The 19,671-nt window shown below is 31.9% G+C and carries 20 protein-coding genes; 12 read left to right on the forward strand and 8 right to left on the reverse strand.

All coding sequences use genetic code 11. The annotated features are described in order from the left end of the window. Positions 1 to 14 precede the first annotated feature (14 nt). From pmtC to P3U32_RS03895, 8 genes are all read left to right on the forward strand, one after another. A complete protein-coding gene (gene pmtC, locus P3U32_RS03860) occupies positions 15 to 884 on the forward strand; it encodes a phenol-soluble modulin export ABC transporter ATP-binding protein PmtC (RefSeq protein ID WP_323704315.1) in 870 nt (289 codons plus the stop codon). Next, positions 884 to 1,612, forward strand: coding sequence for an ABC transporter permease subunit (locus P3U32_RS03865; protein WP_323704316.1), 729 nt, complete (start codon positions 884 to 886; stop codon positions 1,610 to 1,612). The genes pmtC and P3U32_RS03865 overlap by 1 nt, the downstream gene beginning before the upstream one ends. A 61-nt stretch (positions 1,613 to 1,673) precedes the next feature. Then, positions 1,674 to 1,892 (forward strand): hypothetical protein, encoded by a 219-nt coding sequence (locus P3U32_RS03870; protein ID WP_323704317.1) that lies wholly within the window; start codon positions 1,674 to 1,676, stop codon positions 1,890 to 1,892. 38 nt (positions 1,893 to 1,930) lie between these two features. Beyond that, complete coding sequence (locus P3U32_RS03875) at positions 1,931 to 3,124, forward strand: amidohydrolase (RefSeq protein ID WP_323704318.1); 1,194 nt, start codon at positions 1,931 to 1,933, stop codon at positions 3,122 to 3,124. Between the two features lie 204 nt (positions 3,125 to 3,328). Next, the gene (locus P3U32_RS03880) at positions 3,329 to 4,036 is read left to right on the forward strand and encodes a GntR family transcriptional regulator (protein WP_323704319.1); all 708 of its coding nucleotides are present in this window, start codon (positions 3,329 to 3,331) and stop codon (positions 4,034 to 4,036) included. 9 nt (positions 4,037 to 4,045) lie between these two features. Beyond that, the gene (gene gntK, locus P3U32_RS03885; protein WP_323704320.1) at positions 4,046 to 5,581 is read left to right on the forward strand and encodes a gluconokinase; all 1,536 of its coding nucleotides are present in this window, start codon (positions 4,046 to 4,048) and stop codon (positions 5,579 to 5,581) included. A gap of 12 nt (positions 5,582 to 5,593) precedes the next feature. Next, positions 5,594 to 6,952, forward strand: a complete 1,359-nt coding sequence (locus P3U32_RS03890) for a gluconate:H+ symporter (protein ID WP_323704321.1) — start codon at positions 5,594 to 5,596, stop codon at positions 6,950 to 6,952. Positions 6,953 to 7,241: 289 nt separating this feature from the next. Next, the gene (locus P3U32_RS03895) at positions 7,242 to 7,556 is read left to right on the forward strand and encodes a hypothetical protein (protein ID WP_323704322.1); all 315 of its coding nucleotides are present in this window, start codon (positions 7,242 to 7,244) and stop codon (positions 7,554 to 7,556) included. Positions 7,557 to 7,811: 255 nt separating this feature from the next. On the opposite strand, the gene P3U32_RS03900 is transcribed toward P3U32_RS03895, so the two are convergent. From P3U32_RS03900 to P3U32_RS03910, 3 genes are all read right to left on the reverse strand, one after another. Continuing rightward, the gene (locus P3U32_RS03900; protein WP_323704323.1) at positions 7,812 to 9,050 is read right to left on the reverse strand and encodes an L-lactate MFS transporter; all 1,239 of its coding nucleotides are present in this window, start codon (positions 9,048 to 9,050) and stop codon (positions 7,812 to 7,814) included. 705 nt (positions 9,051 to 9,755) lie between these two features. Next, complete coding sequence (locus P3U32_RS03905; protein ID WP_323704324.1) at positions 9,756 to 10,307, reverse strand: thioredoxin family protein; 552 nt, start codon at positions 10,305 to 10,307, stop codon at positions 9,756 to 9,758. Positions 10,308 to 10,387: 80 nt separating this feature from the next. After that, positions 10,388 to 11,425 (reverse strand): S66 family peptidase, encoded by a 1,038-nt coding sequence (locus tag P3U32_RS03910; RefSeq protein WP_323704325.1) that lies wholly within the window; start codon positions 11,423 to 11,425, stop codon positions 10,388 to 10,390. A 154-nt stretch (positions 11,426 to 11,579) separates the two neighbouring features. Here P3U32_RS03910 and P3U32_RS03915 point away from each other — a divergent pair, with 154 nt between their 5' ends. Continuing rightward, positions 11,580 to 12,137, forward strand: coding sequence for an HAAS signaling domain-containing protein (locus P3U32_RS03915; RefSeq protein ID WP_323704326.1), 558 nt, complete (start codon positions 11,580 to 11,582; stop codon positions 12,135 to 12,137). Beyond that, a complete protein-coding gene (locus tag P3U32_RS03920; protein ID WP_323704327.1) occupies positions 12,137 to 12,976 on the forward strand; it encodes a DUF4097 family beta strand repeat-containing protein in 840 nt (279 codons plus the stop codon). Before P3U32_RS03915 ends, P3U32_RS03920 begins: the two co-directional genes overlap by 1 nt. Before the next feature lie 98 nt (positions 12,977 to 13,074). On the opposite strand, the gene P3U32_RS03925 is transcribed toward P3U32_RS03920, so the two are convergent. Together P3U32_RS03925 and P3U32_RS03930 are read right to left on the reverse strand one after the other, a co-directional pair. Further along, complete coding sequence (locus P3U32_RS03925) at positions 13,075 to 14,112, reverse strand: C45 family autoproteolytic acyltransferase/hydrolase (protein ID WP_323704328.1); 1,038 nt, start codon at positions 14,110 to 14,112, stop codon at positions 13,075 to 13,077. Between the two features lie 382 nt (positions 14,113 to 14,494). Then, complete coding sequence (locus tag P3U32_RS03930; protein WP_323704329.1) at positions 14,495 to 15,463, reverse strand: bile acid:sodium symporter family protein; 969 nt, start codon at positions 15,461 to 15,463, stop codon at positions 14,495 to 14,497. A 250-nt stretch (positions 15,464 to 15,713) separates the two neighbouring features. Here P3U32_RS03930 and P3U32_RS03935 point away from each other — a divergent pair, with 250 nt between their 5' ends. Both P3U32_RS03935 and P3U32_RS03940 read left to right on the forward strand, forming a co-directional pair. After that, a complete protein-coding gene (locus P3U32_RS03935) occupies positions 15,714 to 15,881 on the forward strand; it encodes a hypothetical protein (protein WP_323704330.1) in 168 nt (55 codons plus the stop codon). 71 nt (positions 15,882 to 15,952) lie between these two features. Next, positions 15,953 to 16,513, forward strand: coding sequence for a hypothetical protein (locus tag P3U32_RS03940; RefSeq protein ID WP_323704331.1), 561 nt, complete (start codon positions 15,953 to 15,955; stop codon positions 16,511 to 16,513). Here the strand turns inward: P3U32_RS03940 and P3U32_RS03945 are convergent. The 3 genes from P3U32_RS03945 to agrC all read right to left on the reverse strand — a co-directional run bounded on the left by P3U32_RS03945 (position 16,510) and on the right by agrC (position 19,651). Further along, positions 16,510 to 17,448 (reverse strand): LPXTG cell wall anchor domain-containing protein, encoded by a 939-nt coding sequence (locus P3U32_RS03945; protein ID WP_323704332.1) that lies wholly within the window; start codon positions 17,446 to 17,448, stop codon positions 16,510 to 16,512. The genes P3U32_RS03940 and P3U32_RS03945 overlap by 4 nt on opposite strands. A 173-nt stretch (positions 17,449 to 17,621) precedes the next feature. Then, positions 17,622 to 18,338 carry a quorum-sensing response regulator AgrA gene (gene agrA / locus P3U32_RS03950; protein WP_323704333.1) on the reverse strand — a complete coding sequence of 239 codons (717 nt, stop codon included), beginning with the start codon at positions 18,336 to 18,338 and terminating at the stop codon, positions 17,622 to 17,624. Next, positions 18,335 to 19,651, reverse strand: a complete 1,317-nt coding sequence (gene agrC / locus P3U32_RS03955) for a quorum-sensing sensor histidine kinase AgrC (RefSeq protein ID WP_323704335.1) — start codon at positions 19,649 to 19,651, stop codon at positions 18,335 to 18,337. The genes agrA and agrC overlap by 4 nt, the downstream gene beginning before the upstream one ends. Positions 19,652 to 19,671: the final 20 nt, after the last annotated feature.

The following is a 19,671-nucleotide window of genomic DNA, read 5'->3' on the forward strand; positions in this document are numbered from 1 at the left end:
AGAGGTGACAAAGTTTGAAATTAACATCAATAAATAAAAATTACGGACGACAACAAGTTATAAAAAATATAGACTTTGATTTTGGAGATAGTCAAATTGTTGGATTGATTGGTAAAAATGGTGTTGGTAAAACAACATTAATGAAGATTATGAACAGCAATATTGTGAAGTTCGACGGATCTTATCGTATGGATAATAATGCAAAAGTAGGGTACTTAATTGAAAATCCAAAACTATATTTAAATAAATCAGGTTACTTTAATTTGAAATTCTTCAAACAAGTACTAGGTTCAAATGTAGACGATAAATTTGTAAATGAATTAATCGAAGCATTTGGTATTAAACCTTATATTAATAAGAAGGTTAAAAAATATTCAATGGGTATGAAACAAAAACTTTCTATTGCCGTAGCATTAATGAATCAACCTCAATATTTAATATTGGATGAGCCGACAAATGGTATGGATCCAGATGGTTCTATTGATGTGTTAAAAACGATTAAACGTGTGAGCCAAGAACTCAATATTAAAATCTTAATTTCAAGTCATAAACTTGAAGATATTGAATTGATTTGTGATCGTACGGTATTTATGAAAGATGGCGCAATTGTTGAAGACTACAATATGAATGACAAGTCAACAGATGTGACGCGTTTTACATTCGATGCAAATCAATATAATGAAGCTTTAAATGTATTAACAATGAATTATAAAGTCGTTTCAAGTAATAAACACGATGGAGAAATCTTAGTAGAAGCTTTAGATGATTATCAAAGCGTACTTATGGCATTGTCTGAACAAGCTATTTTCCCAAGATATATTGAAAATAATAAAACGACATTAAGAGATCAATACTTTAATATCAACAAAGGAGTTGAAGCATAATGAACATCGGACAACTTATCAAATACGATATAACAAATATATTCAAAAGTCCTTTAGGATATTTAGGTATATTAATATCATTATTACCAGGCATTGGTGTAATTATTGCTACAAAAACTTTAGAAATTCAATATAGTGCATCAATGGTTTTAACAATGTTCATTGCATTTGGCGGACTTGTATTATTGATGTTTTCAATAAGAACGATTACAAGAGATATACAATATGGTACGATTCAACTATTTTTAAATTCTAAAAGAAATAGAACGAAATATTTATACGGTAAATTACTCTCTGTTCTGTGCATTATTATTATCTTTACAATTATAGGTACGATATTTACACTATTTTCTACAACAATCATGGATAGTGGTAAATTAGAAGCACTTGATTATTTGAAAACACTAGGTATCTTTACGTTAGTTATAGGATTCTTTATTAGCTTATTGAATATCATAAATTTAACAAATGGAAAACCAGCAATTGTATATACAACTGCTATTCTATTGATGTTCTTCTTACCAACAATATTTGCTGCATCTATATTGGTTCCAAAAATAGGTGAAACATTAGCCAAAATGATGAAGTATAATCCATTTGACTTCTTACCGGCAAAATTAAATGCAGGTTCGCTATCAATGACTGGCACACAAATTTTGATTTCGTTAGCGTGTATCGTTGTATTTGTAGCGATTAATCACTACATTATTAGAAATAAGAATATATAATGGTTTCTACCTCATATCTATGTTAAATTTAGAGTATTAACTATAAGAATGAGGGATACGATTGGGTAAGCGATTTATAAAGTATTATTTGATGATTGGTATGTTTTGTATCATTTTAAGTATCTTTTTTGATGATACACCTAAATTTTTATTAATAGGCGCGGGCTTAGGATTCTTCTTAACAGCATTGTTAGCAAAGTTAGAAAAAGAAGATAAAGTTGACGAACAACCAGATGAAAATACAAATGAAAAAGATAAAAAGAGTCTGGGACATAAATAAATGTCTCAGACTTCGTTTTATGAAATTGGGGTGAAATCATGTTACGAAGTTTATTGTTTAAAAAATTAGAACAAAAAGAACAAAAAATGATTGATATTTATCAATATTTACATCAATATCCAGAACCATCATTTGAAGAAGAAAAGACATCACAGTATATAGAAGATTTTTATAAAGATAAAGGTGTTCAAGTACATACGCGCATAGGCGGTAACTATGGTCTCATTGTTGAAATAGAAGGATCAAAGCCAGGACGAACAATTGCATTAAGAGCAGATTTTGATGCTTTAAACATTCAAGAAGACACTGGATTACCATTTTCATCAAAGCATGAAGGTTGGATGCATGCATGTGGACATGATGCACATACTGCTTATTTAATGATTCTTGCCGAAAGTTTAATTGAATTAAAAGATCAATTGCCTGGTAAAGTTATCATTATTCATCAACATGCAGAAGAACTCGCACCAGGTGGCGCAGTCGATATGTTAGAATCAGGATATTTAAATAATGTAGATGAGATTTACGGGATCCATCTATTTCCAGATTATACGCCAGATGTGATTACTTATAGAAAAGGTCCAACAATGGGAGGTCGTTCACTATTCCATTTGAAAGTAAAAGGTAAAGGTGGGCATGGTTCAAGTCCACATTTAGCAAATGATGCAATCGTAGCAGCAAGTACATTTGTAACAAATGTACAATCAGTCATTTCTAGAAGGTTAAATCCTTTCGATATGGGAGTTGTGACGATTAGTTCATTTAATGGTATAGGTTCATTGAATGTCATTCAAGAAAGTGTAGAACTAGCTGGTGATGTAAGATATATGGAAAGTCGTGTTGGTCATCTGATTCATGAAGAAATAGAACGTTTAGTCCATGGATTAGAGGAAACATTCAATGTGAAATGTGAATTTACCTATGAATTAGACTGTATCCCACTGATTAATCACGAGAAACAGACGGATTATTTAGTTGATATTTTAACGCTAAGTCAGGGAGAATACTTTGAAACATTGAAAGAACATGGCCAATTAACAAGTTCAGAAGACTTCGCAAGCTATTTAGAGAGTATACCAGGTACATTCTTCTTTATAGGATGTCGAGCGTATGAAGAAGGCGAAGTATTCTACAATCACAGTCCTAAATTTATTGTAAATCCTGATGCTTTATTAACAGCAAGTAAAGCATTAGGTGAAGTCGTTTTAAATAGGTTAGAAGTTAGAACATAATAAGAACATGCCCGCGGAAAGCATGCGCGTAAAAATTGGTGGCAAAGTCATAGACTTTGCAAACACTCTAAAAATACCTTAGCAAATTAAGCTAAGGTATTTTTGTGTAATTATACAATTAAAATATAAAGAAATCGTTTACAAAATAACAGAAAACGTTTACAATAACTTGTATACAAGTATACGAAGGGGTTGACGTATCGTATGAAATATCAATATCACTATCCGATAGAATGGTTGAAACATCGATCGACAGGGGAACAAGTCGCAAGTGAATTAAGATTAGCGATTATCAGTCAGGAAATTGCTGTTGGAGAAAAATTGAGTGAAAATAAAATTGCTCAACAATTTGAAGTCAGTCGATCACCAGTGAGAGATGCACTTAAATTATTACAACAAGATGGACTCATATCTTTAGAAAGAATGGGTGCATTAGTGAATGGCTTATCAGATCACAGTCAGAAAGAGATATATGATATTAGATTGATGCTTGAATCATTCGTATTTGAAAGACTGCAAATCGAAAACAATAATGAAGTCATTAAGCAATTGAATAAAATTTTAAAAATGATGACAGTAGCTGTTGAATTTGAAGATGCAGATGAATTTACAAGATTGGACCTACTTTTTCATGAATCTATGATTACCGCAATTAATCATCAGTATATTAAAATGATTTGGCATAACTTAACACCTGTTATGGAATGTTTGATTTTAGTGTCTATGAGACAACGAATGGAACATCATCCAGATGATTTTGATAGAGTGATCCATAATCATAAAGTGTACATAGAAGCAATTGAGACGAAAGATAGAAATAAAATGAAAGAGGCATTTCATTTAAACTTCGATGATGTAGATGAACAAATCGATGTTTTATGGAATTCTCAAACAAATATTGAAAGAAAGTAGGATTTTAAAATGAAATACATGATTGGAATAGATATAGGAACAACAAGTACGAAAGCTGTCATTTACGATGAAGAGGGCAACTTTTTAAACAAACATAGTATAGAATATCCAATGTCCACGCATGAGATTGGTGTAGCAGAAGAAAATCCTGCAGAAATATTTGATGCTGTATTATTTACAGTTAAAAAAGTAATTAGAGAATCAGGAGCAAAGCCAAATGAAATTAAATTATTGAGTTTCAGTAGTGCAATGCACAGTTTAATTGCTATGGATGAGAAGAATCAGCCATTAACAGAATGTATCACTTGGGCAGATAATCGTGCACGTGATTACGCAGATATGATTAATGAACAACATCAAGGTCTAGAAATATATAAGAGAACAGGGACACCTATTCATCCGATGTCTCCATTATCAAAAATATTCTGGTTAAAACATGAACATCAAGACATTTTTGATAAGACAGCTAAATGGATAGACATTAAAACATATGTATTTTACCAATTGTTTGATACATATGTGATGGATCACTCAATCGGATCAGCGACAGGAATGATGAATTTAGAATCATTGAGTTGGGATAAAGAAGTGATGAAATTATTAGGTGTTGATGAATCACAATTACCTGAACTTGTATTTACGACGCATATAATGAAGAATGTATCACCTAAATACGCAGATATTATGGGCATAGATGAACAAACACCAATCGTTATCGGTGCATCTGATGGTGTACTTTCTAATTTAGGGGTGAATAGTTACAAAGAAGGCGAAGTTGCAGTCACTATCGGTACAAGTGGGGCGATTAGAACCATCATTGATAAACCAAAAACTGACGACAAAGGAAGAATCTTTTGTTATGTACTAACTGAAGATAAATATTGTATAGGTGGACCGGTTAATAACGGCGGAGTTGTACTTAGATGGTTGAGAGATGAATTATTAGCAAGTGAAGTTGAAACAGCTAAACGATTAGGTGTTGATTCTTATGATGTACTTACGAGAATTGCAAGTCGTGTGAAACCAGGTGCGAATGGACTGATATTCCATCCATACTTAGCTGGAGAACGTGCACCTTTATGGAATGCGAACGCGCGTGGTAGTTACTTCGGTTTAACACTTTCACATAAAAAAGAACATATGATTAGAGCAGCATTAGAAGGTGTGTTGTTGAATCTATATACGGTATACCTTGCACTGATTGAAGTGATGGATAAATCACCAGAACAAATTAAAGCAACAGGTGGTTTTGCCAAGAGTGAAGTTTGGAGACAAATGATGGCAGATATCTTTGATACTTCAGTTGAGGTACCTGAAAGTTATGAAAGTTCTTGTTTAGGGGCATGCGTGTTAGGACTTAAAGCACTGGGAGAAATTGATAGCTTCGATGTATTAGATAATATGGTAGGTAATACGTATCAGCACGAACCAGAACAAGAAAATGTTGATATTTATCAATCACTTATTCCTATCTATATTAACTTGAGTCGTAAATTATCGGAAGAATATGATTTGATTACGGAATTTCAAAAAACACATTCATAGGGAGATGTTAATATGTTTTCAGAAATCGCACCATTATTAGTTGTCGCATTAGCAATCGTACTATTACTAGGTTTGATTATGTGGTTAAAATTAAATACGTTCGTTTCATTAATTATTACAGCAATGGTTACAGGTATACTGTTAGGGATGCCATTAAGTAAAATTATTGGCACAATTGAAACAGGTATGGGATCTACACTCGGCCATATCGCATTGATATTTGGATTAGGGGCAATGTTAGGGAAGTTATTAGCTGATGGAGGTGGCGCAACTAGAATTGCAGATACGTTAATCAATAAATTTGGTCAAAAACGTATCCAATGGGCAGTTGTTACAGCGTCATTTATTATCGGTATTGCATTATTCTTTGAAGTAGGTTTAGTATTATTAATTCCAATTGTATTTACAATTGCGAAAGAATCAAAAGTATCAACATTATACTTAGGTATTCCAATGACAGCAGCATTATCTGTGACACACGGATTTTTACCTCCGCATCCAGGTCCAGTAATGATTGCGAAAGAATTTGGCGCAGATATAGGACAAGTATTATTATTTGGATTTATTGTAGCAATTCCAGTAACAATTATTGCAGGTCCATTATTTACAATGTTTGCGAAAAAAGTCATTCCAGATGCATTTAATAAATCTGGAGACTTAGCATCATTAGGTAAACAAAAAACATTTAAAATTGAAGATACACCAGGTTTCGGTATTTCAGCATTAACAGCATTATTACCAGTATTTATTATGTTGATTTCTACAATTGTAGATTTATTGACAGGATCACCAGAGAATCCGACAGGTATTTTAGGATTTATTAGCTTTATAGGTGAAGCGGGTACAGCAATGTTAATCTCTGTATTATTCGCAATTTACTCTATGGGTCTTAAACGAGGATACAAAATTACTGCAGTTATGGACACATTATCAAATGCAATCTATCCAATCGGTATGATGCTATTAATCATCGGTGGTGGCGGTGCATTTAAACAAATCTTAATTGATGGCGGTGTTGGTAAAACAGTTGAATCATTATTTACAGATTCAGCAATGTCACCAATCTTGTTAGCATGGATTGTAGCTGCTGTATTAAGATTAGCACTAGGATCAGCAACAGTCGCAGCAATATCAACAGTAGGTATTGTAATGCCACTATTAGAAGCATCAGATGTTAACTTAGCATTAGTTGTATTAGCAACAGGTGCAGGTAGTGTAATCGCATCACATGTTAATGACGCAGGATTCTGGATGTTCAAAGAGTACTTTGGTTTAACAATGAAAGAAACATTCTTATCATGGACATTACTAGAAACAGTCATTTCTGTATCAGGTATCATCTTTATCTTATTCATTAGTTTATTTGTTTAATATTATAGAAAAGAAAGCTAGGACACTTTATCATAAGTGTCCTAGCTTTTTTGTTGTGTAGGGATATGAAGGAAGTGGAGATATTAAAAAATGTAAATATTTATATAAAATAGAATTGTACATTCGGATATTTTTAAAAGATTTAAGTTTATCTATATAATTAGATAATAAAATTTTATTAAATGACCTTTTTAGAGATTATAATTTATGATAATATAAATATAAAGATATAATTACGTTTTATAAAATTTTATCATAATAATAAAAATCTAGAATGAGGATGAGCAATTTGAACAAAATACAAAAAAAGCTTTTAATTTTAGGCGTTATATTAATGCTAAGTATGACACTTGCTGGATGTGGTACGGTTAAAAGCGAAGCACAAGGTACATGGGTGTTGACTGAAGATCACAGAATGACCATGAAAATTGATGGAGATGATTTAACATTATATTATGGTAAAGAAAGTATGAAAGGAAAAGTTCGTGAATATAAGAAAGATTACGCTACTTTAGAAATGGCGGGCCCAGAAAACAACGGAAAAGCAACATTCAAAAATGGAAAGATGTATATAGGAGATTTAGTTTACAAAAAGAAAGATTAGTTTTATATCTAACTGCACAACTATGTGCAGTTTTTATTGTATTTGTATGCTGGTTGGGAAGATTTCGTGCGAATAGGTATCAATCGCACGAAGAGTTGTGGGATAGAGCCGAGATATCGTGCGATTAGGGTCACATCGCACGAAGAGTTATGGAGTAGTGCGAAGAAATCGTGCGAATAGGTATCAATCGCACGATTTCTTTTTATGCTAATTAAAAAGCATCCGAAACATATAATGTCTCAGATGCTTCATCTATTATTGTGACTGCAATTCTTTAATGCGTTTTATATCGACTCGAATTAATAATGATATTGCGAGTGCTACAACGAAAAATGCAGCAAATATATACAACGTTCCCATATAGCTTTGTGTCACTTCTCTTACGGTTGCAGATATAAATGGACCTACTAATCCTGCTGCTGCCCAAGCTGTTAATATATATCCATGTATTGCTCCGAGTTGTTTCGTTCCAAATATGTCTCCTATAAACGCTGGTATTGATGCAAATCCGCCACCGTAACAAGATATGATTATAAAGAGTATGATTTGAAATAGTACTGGATGATCAACTACGGGTAACCATAAAAATAGTGCGATTTGTATAATGAAGAATATTGTATATACATTAGTTCTACCTATATAATCTGAAACGCTAGCCCATAAGAGTCTACCTAATCCATTAAATACACCGATAATGCCAACCATCGTTGCTGCCTGAGTAGGTGTTAAATGCACGATTTCTTGTGCCATCGGACTAGCAACAGATAATATTGCAATGCCACAAGTTACGTTTATAAATAACATTACCCATAAATAGTAGAATCTTTTAGTTTTTATTGCTTCATTGGCATTCATTTGAACGAGATCTGGCTTTTTCTTTTTATCTTTATTTGGATTAAAACTTCCTGGACGATAATGTTCAGGTGGTCGTTCTAAGTACATGCTTGAAATAATCATAATGACAAAATATACGATTGCTAAAATGATAAATGTTGATACGAGGTTAAAATGTGTAATTAAGAATTCTATAATAGGGCTGGCAATCATAGATGCAAATCCAAAGCCCATAATAGCAAGTCCCGTTGCTAATCCTCGTTTATCAGGGAACCATTTAACTAAAGTTGAAACTGGTGCAATATAGCCAATACCTAGTCCAATTCCGGATAATACGCCATAACCTAAATACAATAGTGGAAGACTTTCAACTGAAATGGCATAACTGGATAATAATAAACCAGATATAAAGAAGACAGTAGATACAATTCCTGAAATACGTGGACCAAACTTTTCAACAAAATGTCCCATGAAAGCGGCAGATAGTCCTAAAAACAGTATGGCTATACTAAAAATTCGTGAAACTTCACTTAATGAAAATCCTAAGTCATTTTGAATATGTTTAGTAAATACACTCCATGAATAGACTGAACCGATGGATATGTGAATACCAACAGCAGCAAGGGCTATAAGCCATCTGCTTTTTAACTTATTATGCATGTATGAACCCCCTTAAAATATTGTGTCTAATTTATGTCATTATAGCTAAACGTATTAAATTGAGCAAATGAAGTACGAATTTTCTGTAAAAAGAAAAGTGTTTTAACAGTTAGGCATTCCTAACTGTTAAAATCCGCGTGAATAAAGACACTTAAGAAACTATATATTTGAGTTAAGAAAGAATGGGCAAAAATCCATATTTAACTGATATACTTTATTCATAGATAACACAACACGAAGCACATTGCATTCAATTCCTCAAACTATTTCGTATATGTTTTTCATAATTGAAAACGATTTTGTGTAGAACGTGTTAGATAGTTATCTGTAATTGTAACGTTGAAATGGATCATCATATGATTCAAGATATTTTTATAAAGTTTCCCGGCTTTATAAAAATACATGTTTCCTTAATTAATAACCCTTCCCCGAAAAGCGCTCGTTAATTCCCGGACGAGCGCTTTTCTACTGTGGATTTTTAGATGTTAACTTTATTAACACATATTTCTAGTATTTTCTAAAATGATGTAAACTATGTTTATCAAGCCATGGGGATGGTGAGAAAATCTTCTGTGAAAATAGGGGACGTACATATAAAGATGGCATGATGTTAACTTTATTCTCATGATGTCATCTTGAAAATTACATTAAATTAAATAAAGCGCCAATGAGTTAAGTAATCAACTCATTGGCGCTTTATTTTTATTATGCAATTGAACTAACAATTGATTCGTAAACATCATCCCAGAATTGTGTATTGTTTTGATACGTTTCATGAATGATATGGTGAACTTCTTTTTCTTTTTCAGGGAAGCTAGCGTCATCTTTACTTGGTAAGTCTTTACGCGTTTCTTCGACAAATTTTTGTACCGTGTTCGCTCTTGGTCCCCAGACATGTTCTTGTTCATGATTTTCATTTAAAAATACAAAAATCGGTATAGATCGAGCTGTTCCATTTGTTAAATATTGATCGATCAGATTTGTATCTTCATCACGATGGAAAGCTTTCACTTCGATATTGGCATAATCAGCAATGTTTAGTAACACTGGAATGTTCATCATTGCATCGCCGCACCAATCTTCTGTGATAACGAGTACTTTATAGTTTTTATCTTTTATTTTATCTAAGCGTTCGTCATTTTTAGGTAATTGGAATGATTGATAAATATCAAGTAATTGTTCTTTATTTGTAGTCATTTCATTTACGTAATCTTTAATAGGTAGTGCTTGTTCAAAATATGTAACTAATTTCGTCATTTTAAAAATCCCCCTTTATATATACTAAATATTATAACAATTCCGAAAAAATTCGCAAAGTACGAAGCTCTTAAATTCGTTTATTCAACAGCGTTATCGATAATGCTAAATGTTTGGTTATCTACATCCAATTCAGCTTGGACACCATAAGGAATGATACATTTCGGCTCATTATGACCAAAGCTTGCATTATAGAATACAGGCATATCTTCTTGATGCCATTCTTTTAACATTTTAACCCAAACGTCTTTGTATTCTTCATAATAAACATCGTCTTGAGGACGACCGATAATGACACCATTAATTCGATCAAATATGCCCATTGCACCGAATGCACGAACATAATCTTCCATTAACCAAGGTGGTGCGTGGACTTCAGCAGTCTCAATAAATAATATTGCACCATCAAACGCTGATTTATCAGGAAAAACGTCGGTTGCTTTTAATGAATGAAAGAGTTCCATACAACCACCGATTAAATGACCAGTCGCTTTGCCACGGCCATTTAATATTTCGTAGCCTTGATTATCAAAGGATGTACGATTGATATCTTTATTCTCTTCCGACCATTCAAGACCGAACTTTCGAATTTGTGGCGATGTTGGGATATTTCCGATAATACCATTTTGAAACCAGGTTTGTTTGATGCTTTGTACGGTATAGTCATCCATTGCAACATTCTCAGCAAAATCTGTGAGCAGTAGAGGACCGTATGAACTAGAAACACCCGCTTGATAAAACATAAAGTGAAGTGCCGTAGTATCTGAATAGCCGCTTAATATTTTGGGATGATCTTTAATTAAGTTTAAATCTACGTATGGCCATAGTCTGACAGAATCATCTCCGCCCAATGTACAAATGATGGCTTTTACTTCAGGGTCTTTAAGTGCTGAGTGTAAGTCTTCAGCACGTTTTTCAGGATGGTTATATGTAAAGTCAGATCCTTTCAATGCATGTGGCATAATTTTAACTTTGAGACCAAATACTTCAGTTAGACGATCAATACCAATTTGCGTGCGCCATATAATCTCTTGATCACCAGCAAGACCTGATGAAAGTGAAACGATAGCTACTGTATCACCTTTGTGCAACATAGGTGGTTTAATCAAAACATTCATGTAAAATCCCCCTTGAATATGTATTTGGTCAAGTATAGCATACTAGAATATCTTGAAATCAAATTTTTCAGATGATAATATGATGTTGTTTATGAAAAGAATGGTAAAATATTAAATAATAAAGGGTATATTTTAGTATAAAGGGGCATGTTCAATGGATAAAATAACATTCCTTAATTATTTGGAAGATGAGTTGTCTCGTTTACCTAAAGTAGAGCGGGATAAAGTGATGTATGAATATGAAGCTGAGTTTTTTGAATCTCAAAATGAAAATAAAGACGAATCAACTTTAATACAAGAGTTGGGAGAACCAAAAGCGATTGCTAAAAAAGTATACGCTAAATATGCAATTAATGATGCAGAACAATCTCCAAACTTTAAAAATGTATTTCAAGCAATTATGGCAACACTTGGGCTAAGCTTTTTCAGTATTTTATTTATTATCATTCCATTTTTAATTGTTGCATTTATACTATTAATCGTTGTGGTCGTCGGTGCATTATTAATGGTAGGACCAGTTATTAGTATCTTGAATGTATTTTTATATGGATTTAATTGGGTAGATATTACGAACATTATATTTTCAATTTCATTTTTAGGATTAGGATTAATGTTATTGATTACGGGATTAAAATTAGTGGATTTAAGTTATAGAGGTATTTTAAAATATTTAAGATGGAGTGTAACAGTGATTAGGAGGCGTGCTGAGTAATGAAGAAATTATTTTTAATAGGTTTAAGTATCTTCATCCTATTCGGTGCAACGGGAACAATATTATGGTTTACTGTTAACAATAAATATGAAAAGCAAGAAACTTTTAAGAAAGTATTCAAACATAATAATGTTGAACAATTCATCGTTAATGCTCAGAATACGAATGTAGAAGTGAAAAAAGGCAAGCACTTAAGTATTGAGTATAATGGAAGACAAGATGTGAATGCGAGTATAGAGAATAATTTACTGCATTTTACTGAAGGTGATACGAAGAATCATTTCAATGCAAACTTCATACCATTTAGAAAAACAATTAATCATCTTGTAATTACACTTCCTAAGAAAAAATACGAGTCCTTTAATATAACGACTAATAAAGGAAATATCTCTATAAACAATGTGAGTAGCAATAATAGCAACATCATTACAGATACTGGTGATATTACATATGACAAAGTTAATTTGAAACATGCAAAAGCAATTACGCAGTTAGGTAGCGTTAACGTAAATAACGCACAATTAACGGAATTTAACGGTGAGGTTAAAACAGGTAATATCGGGATCAATAATAGTCGATTGAATAATACGGAGTTGATTACTTCACTTGGTGATATCAATATAAACAAACTAAAAAGTGAATGTAATATAAAATCATCTACAGGTGACGGTAATATTAAAATGAGTTATGCGAAAAAGCCTAAAAATACAATGTTAGATTTACAAGCAGATTCTGGAGAAACATATATACGTAATAAAGCGTTTAAAGGAGAAAGTGTTGGTGAAGGTAGACATGTTGTAGAAAGTTATGCAGATAATGGCGATATCGTAGTTAAATAAGTAGGTAGTGCTGAGATATCGTGCGATTAGGTATGAAACGCACGATATAATCTACCAACACCCAAAAAGGAGCTAAGACATATTGTCTTAGCTCCTTTTTATTCACTTGCAAATGCAATATCTGTATCTATTTGACCGGGTATAGAGGAAATGCTTAATGAAGATCCTTTTAACCAATCATTAAAATTGAAAGTATAAATTTGACCATTCTCACCAAGTGCAAACTTCATTGTTAATTCATTAGGTATATATGCAGTTGTATGAATTGTGCCTGACCAGCTATTAAATAATTTACTATAAATTTCATATTGAGGATTGTTAAAATAACGAAATGCGTCTTCAAGTGACATTGATTCATTTGTAATATCTTCAATACGATTATATCTTTCAACAGATTCTTTAATATAATTTCGATTTTCATGTGTTAATATTTCAAAATGATTCGTACATAAATGATTTTGTTTCGTAATAACATTTCGAGGTGTTGCTTCTACGATGATACTATTATTTGTTTGATCCATCATGATATAACTAAATGAACTTCTATGAGGGATTTCTTTTAATAGTTGAACAGCATCATCTACATTTCTACACGTTTCTAATATGAGTCGACCAATCATATAACAGACGAAACCATCACCTGGTTTTTTTCTGTGCATAAAATTATACCCCATGGCTAAACCATGTTCATTCATACCATCCATACGGCCAGTAACTCGTGAAGTCGGACCAATTTGTGCAAAGCCACCATCATTTGGTTGAAATAATGTGAACCGTCCATCGTAAGTTGCAGGATTATAATCATAATTTCTAACCATATAATCATTTCCTAAAAAGATAGAGCATCCGCTATCTTTAGCATAGACCCTATAATGACCATAATTGAGTAGTATTTGATCAAGAGGAAGTTTCAATGTATCTTGAATTCCCATTAGTTCATCCCATATTTGGGGTGCAAATTGTTGATATATTTTGTGTGTTTCTGATATATTGATATCGAAACGTGGTCTTCTAATTTTCCATTCTTTATCTCTATTTTGTAACATTTTTGTGGATTGTAGCCATTTAGCATGAGCGACACCATAATCATAATGGTTACCTCTAAATTCAAATACTTGCGTATTTACTTGTTGCAATGTAATCACTCCTATTCACGTCTATTTTGAGCGAAGTTAATCATTTTGTCACGTAAATCAAAATATTAAACGTAATAGGGAAATAAGTTATTAAAGAAATTGTAATAATCACTTAACCTATGTAATTTTTTACCATGTTATAGTTGAAGTACCAATTATCTCACGTGAAAAGTGAGAAGGGGGTAGTTACAATGTGGAATCAAGGATATATTTACGTAAAAAAGGTATGGCAATATTGGTATGGAAGATAAACATAAAGAAGTACTGAACACTTAATTAGCATCTAGAATATATATATTTTTGAATAGAAAAACGAGGCTGGGACATAATGTGATGTCTCAGCCTCGCTTTATTTAAATTAGATTTCTGTTTGGATCCCTTTTTAATTTGCTTCACTTTCTATTAATTGTGCTTTTGTATTCACTCTCTTCGTCTGATTTGACCAAATAATCGCAATGATTGGGCCAGTGATTAAATGTACAAAACTGAATATCGCACCTGGCACTGCAGACAACGGATTGAAGTGGGCAGTAGCTAATGATACAGCTAATCCCGAATTCTGCATGCCAACTTCAATTGATATCGCACGTTTATCAGGTCTATCTAATTTGAATAGTTTAGCTAGTAAATATCCAAATGTAAGTCCACTGACATTGTGAAGTAATACAACACCAAATAATGATAATCCAGTTGCAATGATTTGTGTTTTGTTTCCTGCTACAACGCTTGAAAGAATTAAAGAAATAGCGACAACTGAAATAATAGGTAAGATGTCTACTGATTTTTCTGCGACAGGCGTAAAGAATTTTTGAACAATAAATCCTAAAATTATTGGAATTAAAACAACTTGAATCACTGAGAAGAACATATCAAAGAAGGACACATTCAACCATTCACGTGCAAATAAGTAAATTAAAGATGGTGTAACGATCGGTGCCAATAATGTAGACACTGTCGTAACAGAAACGGATAGTGCTGTGTTTGCTTTTGCTAAATAACTAATCACGTTTGAAGCTGTACCACCTGGACAACAACCAACGAGGATAACACCTAAAGCTACATCAGGACTTAAGTTAAGACCTTTAGCAATTAAATAAGCTGTTATTGGCATGACTGTATATTGCAAAATAACGCCGATGCATACACTTTTAGGAGACTTAAAGACTTCCTTAAAATCATTTGTAGAAATTGTCATTCCCATACCAAACATAACAATTCCTAATAGATAAGGAATGTAAGGGGCTATTTGTGAAATGACAGAAGGGAAACTAAACCCTAAAATAGCAGCAATCAACATCCAAAGTACAAATGTTTTGTTAATAAAATGACTTACTTTCTTTATCGTTTGCATATTCTGAACACCTTTCAATATATAATAATCAGAATATTAACAATAATATGAATTATTAGCAATAGCATCTATTGAAAAAAAATGAGCTTTTCATTATTAAATAAGAATCAATACAATTTAAGTGATAATTTATACTACTTATAATTAGAAAATTCGCTTTTTAGATGTTAATTTGATGGTATATCTTTTATGTATTTTCAAAATTATGATATGATATATATGATAGAAAATGAAAATAGAGGTGACTTCAATGGATTGTATTAAAGGGATATTTAAATTCTTTTTCATCTTATTTGCTACAACAGCTGTAGTTGTTGGTGCAGCTATTGCTGTCTTAGCATTTGTATTTAAAAAGGATTTTGAAGAGTTAGAACAAAAAACTAAAGAAATCGTTTCTGAAATCGAAGCTAATAATTAAAAATAAAGGAGCAATCACGTATTTGTGTGATTGCTCCCTTTTTTATTATAAGAAGAAGGAGAATTTATTAAATGTATATTGAAGGCAATGTTTTAATATCTCCAAAGTTAGATTATTACAGTACCGATCTTTTAAAACGTTTTTCACAAGGAAAACCTGTTCCTAGTGATCAAGAAATAAAAGCTTTAATTGAATTGATAGAGGATGAACAACCATTTTTAAAATCAATTACAATAGGAACGAGTAATGAAATTGAGATGATTAATATTGCATTCACATTGAAAAATTATTTAGAGCGTATGTGGTTTGAATCAAAAAATGAAGAAATTTACATCAATATAGTCGTATGGAAAAATCATGTCGGCTCTTCCAAAAAATATGTTAAGCAATTTATGAGCTACGCACCAGATGCATGGATTGTTCTAGGTAGTCAGATTGGCTTTTGTAATGTGATTAAACGATTATATAGACTAAATGATTGGGATTCAGAGAGAACATATTGTATGAGTACATTGCTATCCCAGGCAATGATGAATATTGTGGGTAATAAATATTTTGAAGGTGTAAATGGTGTTACATACCATGGTGATACGTGGAAAGTAGAGAATGGTATAATCGCTATAAAACGCTAAAGTTGTTGTGACTTCTTCCTTCTAACTACGAAGAATAATATGCCACCTATGCTTAAAATTAAGAAACTGATGATATATTTAATATATTTGTTATGATGTTGACCAGTATCGGGTAGATTTTTACTTTCTGTACTGGTTTTTTTGTCTTTGTTATCAGTTTCTGGAGTTTGATTTTGAGAATTTTGAGGTACTAAAAAGTCTTTCGCAACTGATATTTGATAGCTTTGAGGAAGATTCGTTTCTGCAACGCTATTGTTCGGGGTCAATGCAGGTTGTTGCGAATGGTTTGTATCTACTTGAGGTGTTGTTACAGGAGACTGTAAATTTGGAGAGGCAGTCTTATTGTTTGTGTTATAAGTATAGTATTTATCCTGGCCAACGGAAATTGTAGATTGCGTATCTATACCTTGTATCTTCACATTGAATTGTGACTCTTTAGGAATTTGAGTAGGTATATTAATCGTTGCGATACCTTTATTGTCTGTTTTTCCTTCAAGAACTTGATTTTGGGCAGTGAGTGTTACATCAATATTACTTAAAGGTTGAAACGTGTCGGATAATACATTAATTGTTATACTTTGATTATTAGCCATAGGGGATGTAGAAATTTGATTATTTGATGAGGTTAATTGATATAATTTATTCGCTTCGACATTGAAGCTTTGTTGATTTGAGGTGGTTAATTTGTATTGCGTTTGTGCACTTTTCTTTGGTACATCAATGAAAGCAAGACCATCAGACTTTGTTGTTATATACTTAGTTTCATTATCAATTTGAAGTTGAAATGATTCATTAGGAATAGGTGTTTGATTTGCGGTCATAAATTGAAAGCCGATGGGGAGAGTATCAGTATTTGCATTACTGATGTTTGTTGTGAAAAAAGATGTAGCTACAAAACAAGTGATGGTGGTTATAATGAATTGAATGGTTCTCATTCAGTAAACCTCCTTTCTTGAATGTGTCATTGATCAATGAACACCTATATAATAGCATATCTTCTTTTTGAATTCCATACTATTTAATAAAAATTTTATCTATTTTTTAAAATAACTAAAACCTACCTATATATACATAAAAAAGCCAGAATCATATTTGATTCTGGCTTTTGTTAAATTTTCTTTATGTTTCTAACAGAGGCAAAGCAATGTTCACCATTTTGAAAGTATACAGTACGGTCTTTTGTATCAATTTTATCAACATTATTTCGGTTAATAACATAACTATTATGACATCTAAAGAACCGATCATCTAAATTAGCAAGCTCCTTTAAACTACCGTAAAATTCAATTTGTCTGTTATCAAGGTGAGCAATTAATCTATGAGATTTAGATGACGATTCAAAGAACATAACTTCATCATATTGAACATAAACAGAATTACTACCTCGTGTTAATTCAATCTTTTCTACATTTGTATTTTTTGATAACATTCCAAGTCGTATGTATGCAGTATCTAGGCAATCTAACACTCTCGTCTTCAACTGATCAGGATCATCTTTGAAGATAAAGTCCATAGCTGCAATTTTATATACGAAAGTTAAATAAGTTAATTCACTATGACTTGTTACGAAAACAATATTTCCAATTGGATCGTATTTGCGAATTTCACTAGCTAAAGTAATACCATTTATATCAGCGTCTAATTGGATATCTAAGAAATAACAACCAATATCGTTTGATGTTTTCACATGATCTAATAACGCATAAGGATCACTCGTTGCAAGTTCAATAGACATTTCCTTTTCCTCAATCATAATATAATTATTTATGATCGTTTGCATACGCTCAAGTTGTTTAGGATCATCTTCACAAATGATGATTTTCATCGAATCACATCCTCAGTGCTAACATTTAAAATTTCAAGCTTTTGGATAAAATATTGATCATTAATATATGTGTCTAGGAAAACATGATCCGTTTTCTCTGTGATTTCCTTCAAAGTAGTTAAACCAATACCACGTTTTCGACCTTTAGTAGAAAAACGATGTTCAAAAAGTTTATGTACTTTAGGCGTATCTTTAGAACATTTATTCATGAAAACAAGTAGAACTGACTCTTCATTCTTAATAAAAGCAATTTGAATCGTTGGAGATTCAACAAATTCAGAAGCTTCAATAGCATTATCCATAATAATTCCAATACAACGACTTAATTCAACAATATTCATGTTAATTTGATCAATTGATTCAGTAATCTCAACACTAATATTAATATTTTGTTCCTGAGATTGAATAATCTTTGTCGTTAATAAACCTTTAATCTCACGGACATGAAGATTTTGCAGACCATTAATTTGAATCGCATTAACCTTCATATCATCGTGAAGGTGAGCGATATGTGTGTCAAAATAACACCTTAAACCATCCATATCATCCTCACGAATATATTCAGATAAAGTCGCTAATATATTTACATAATCATGACGGAACTTACGCATCTCGTTGTTAATCTGCTCAATTTGAAGCGTATATTTATAATATTGATTAATCTCTTTCTTTGTACGCTGTAAAGCCATTTCCCGAATGATAGTGAAAGAAATTAAAATAATAAAAATAGCCGCAGCACAAACATAAACCACATAAAATAACGTTTGGAACTCAAATTCCTTTTCAGAGTTATAAGATTTAGGCATGTAAATGTAAAAAACAACGAAAGATAGCGCTAAGAAAGCGGCTAATAATAGTAAATAAATACGGTTATTATATAAGTAACTTAGTTTAAGTTTGTTCATCAATAATCTAATGATTATTGCGATAGAGACTGAAATTAATGTATGGAAAAAAGCGTAAAGAATTAAGAAATACAAATATGTATCAATACCGTCAATAATATATTTTGTAATTAAAATAGAAACGTAGTCAGACACTACTGAGATTATAATTACTAATAGCGTATTAATGACGCCAAAAAGTTTAAATTTATTATAGAAAAATACAAAATTAAATAGACATACGTATATAATGGCACCTACACCGAAAATATAGTAAAACGTCAGTGAAGGGATTATGAACCCTATTGCTAAGGTTCTATAATCCCTTTTGTTGTATTGATAATTTTGTGTGATTGATAATAATATAGTAAATAATATTACTTGTAATAAACCAAAAGGTAAAGATTCTAAATTAGAAAGCGAGTCCATATATTACACTTCCTTATGAT

Source organism: Mammaliicoccus sp. Dog046 (genome assembly GCF_034039665.1).
Classification (GTDB): domain Bacteria; phylum Bacillota; class Bacilli; order Staphylococcales; family Staphylococcaceae; genus Mammaliicoccus.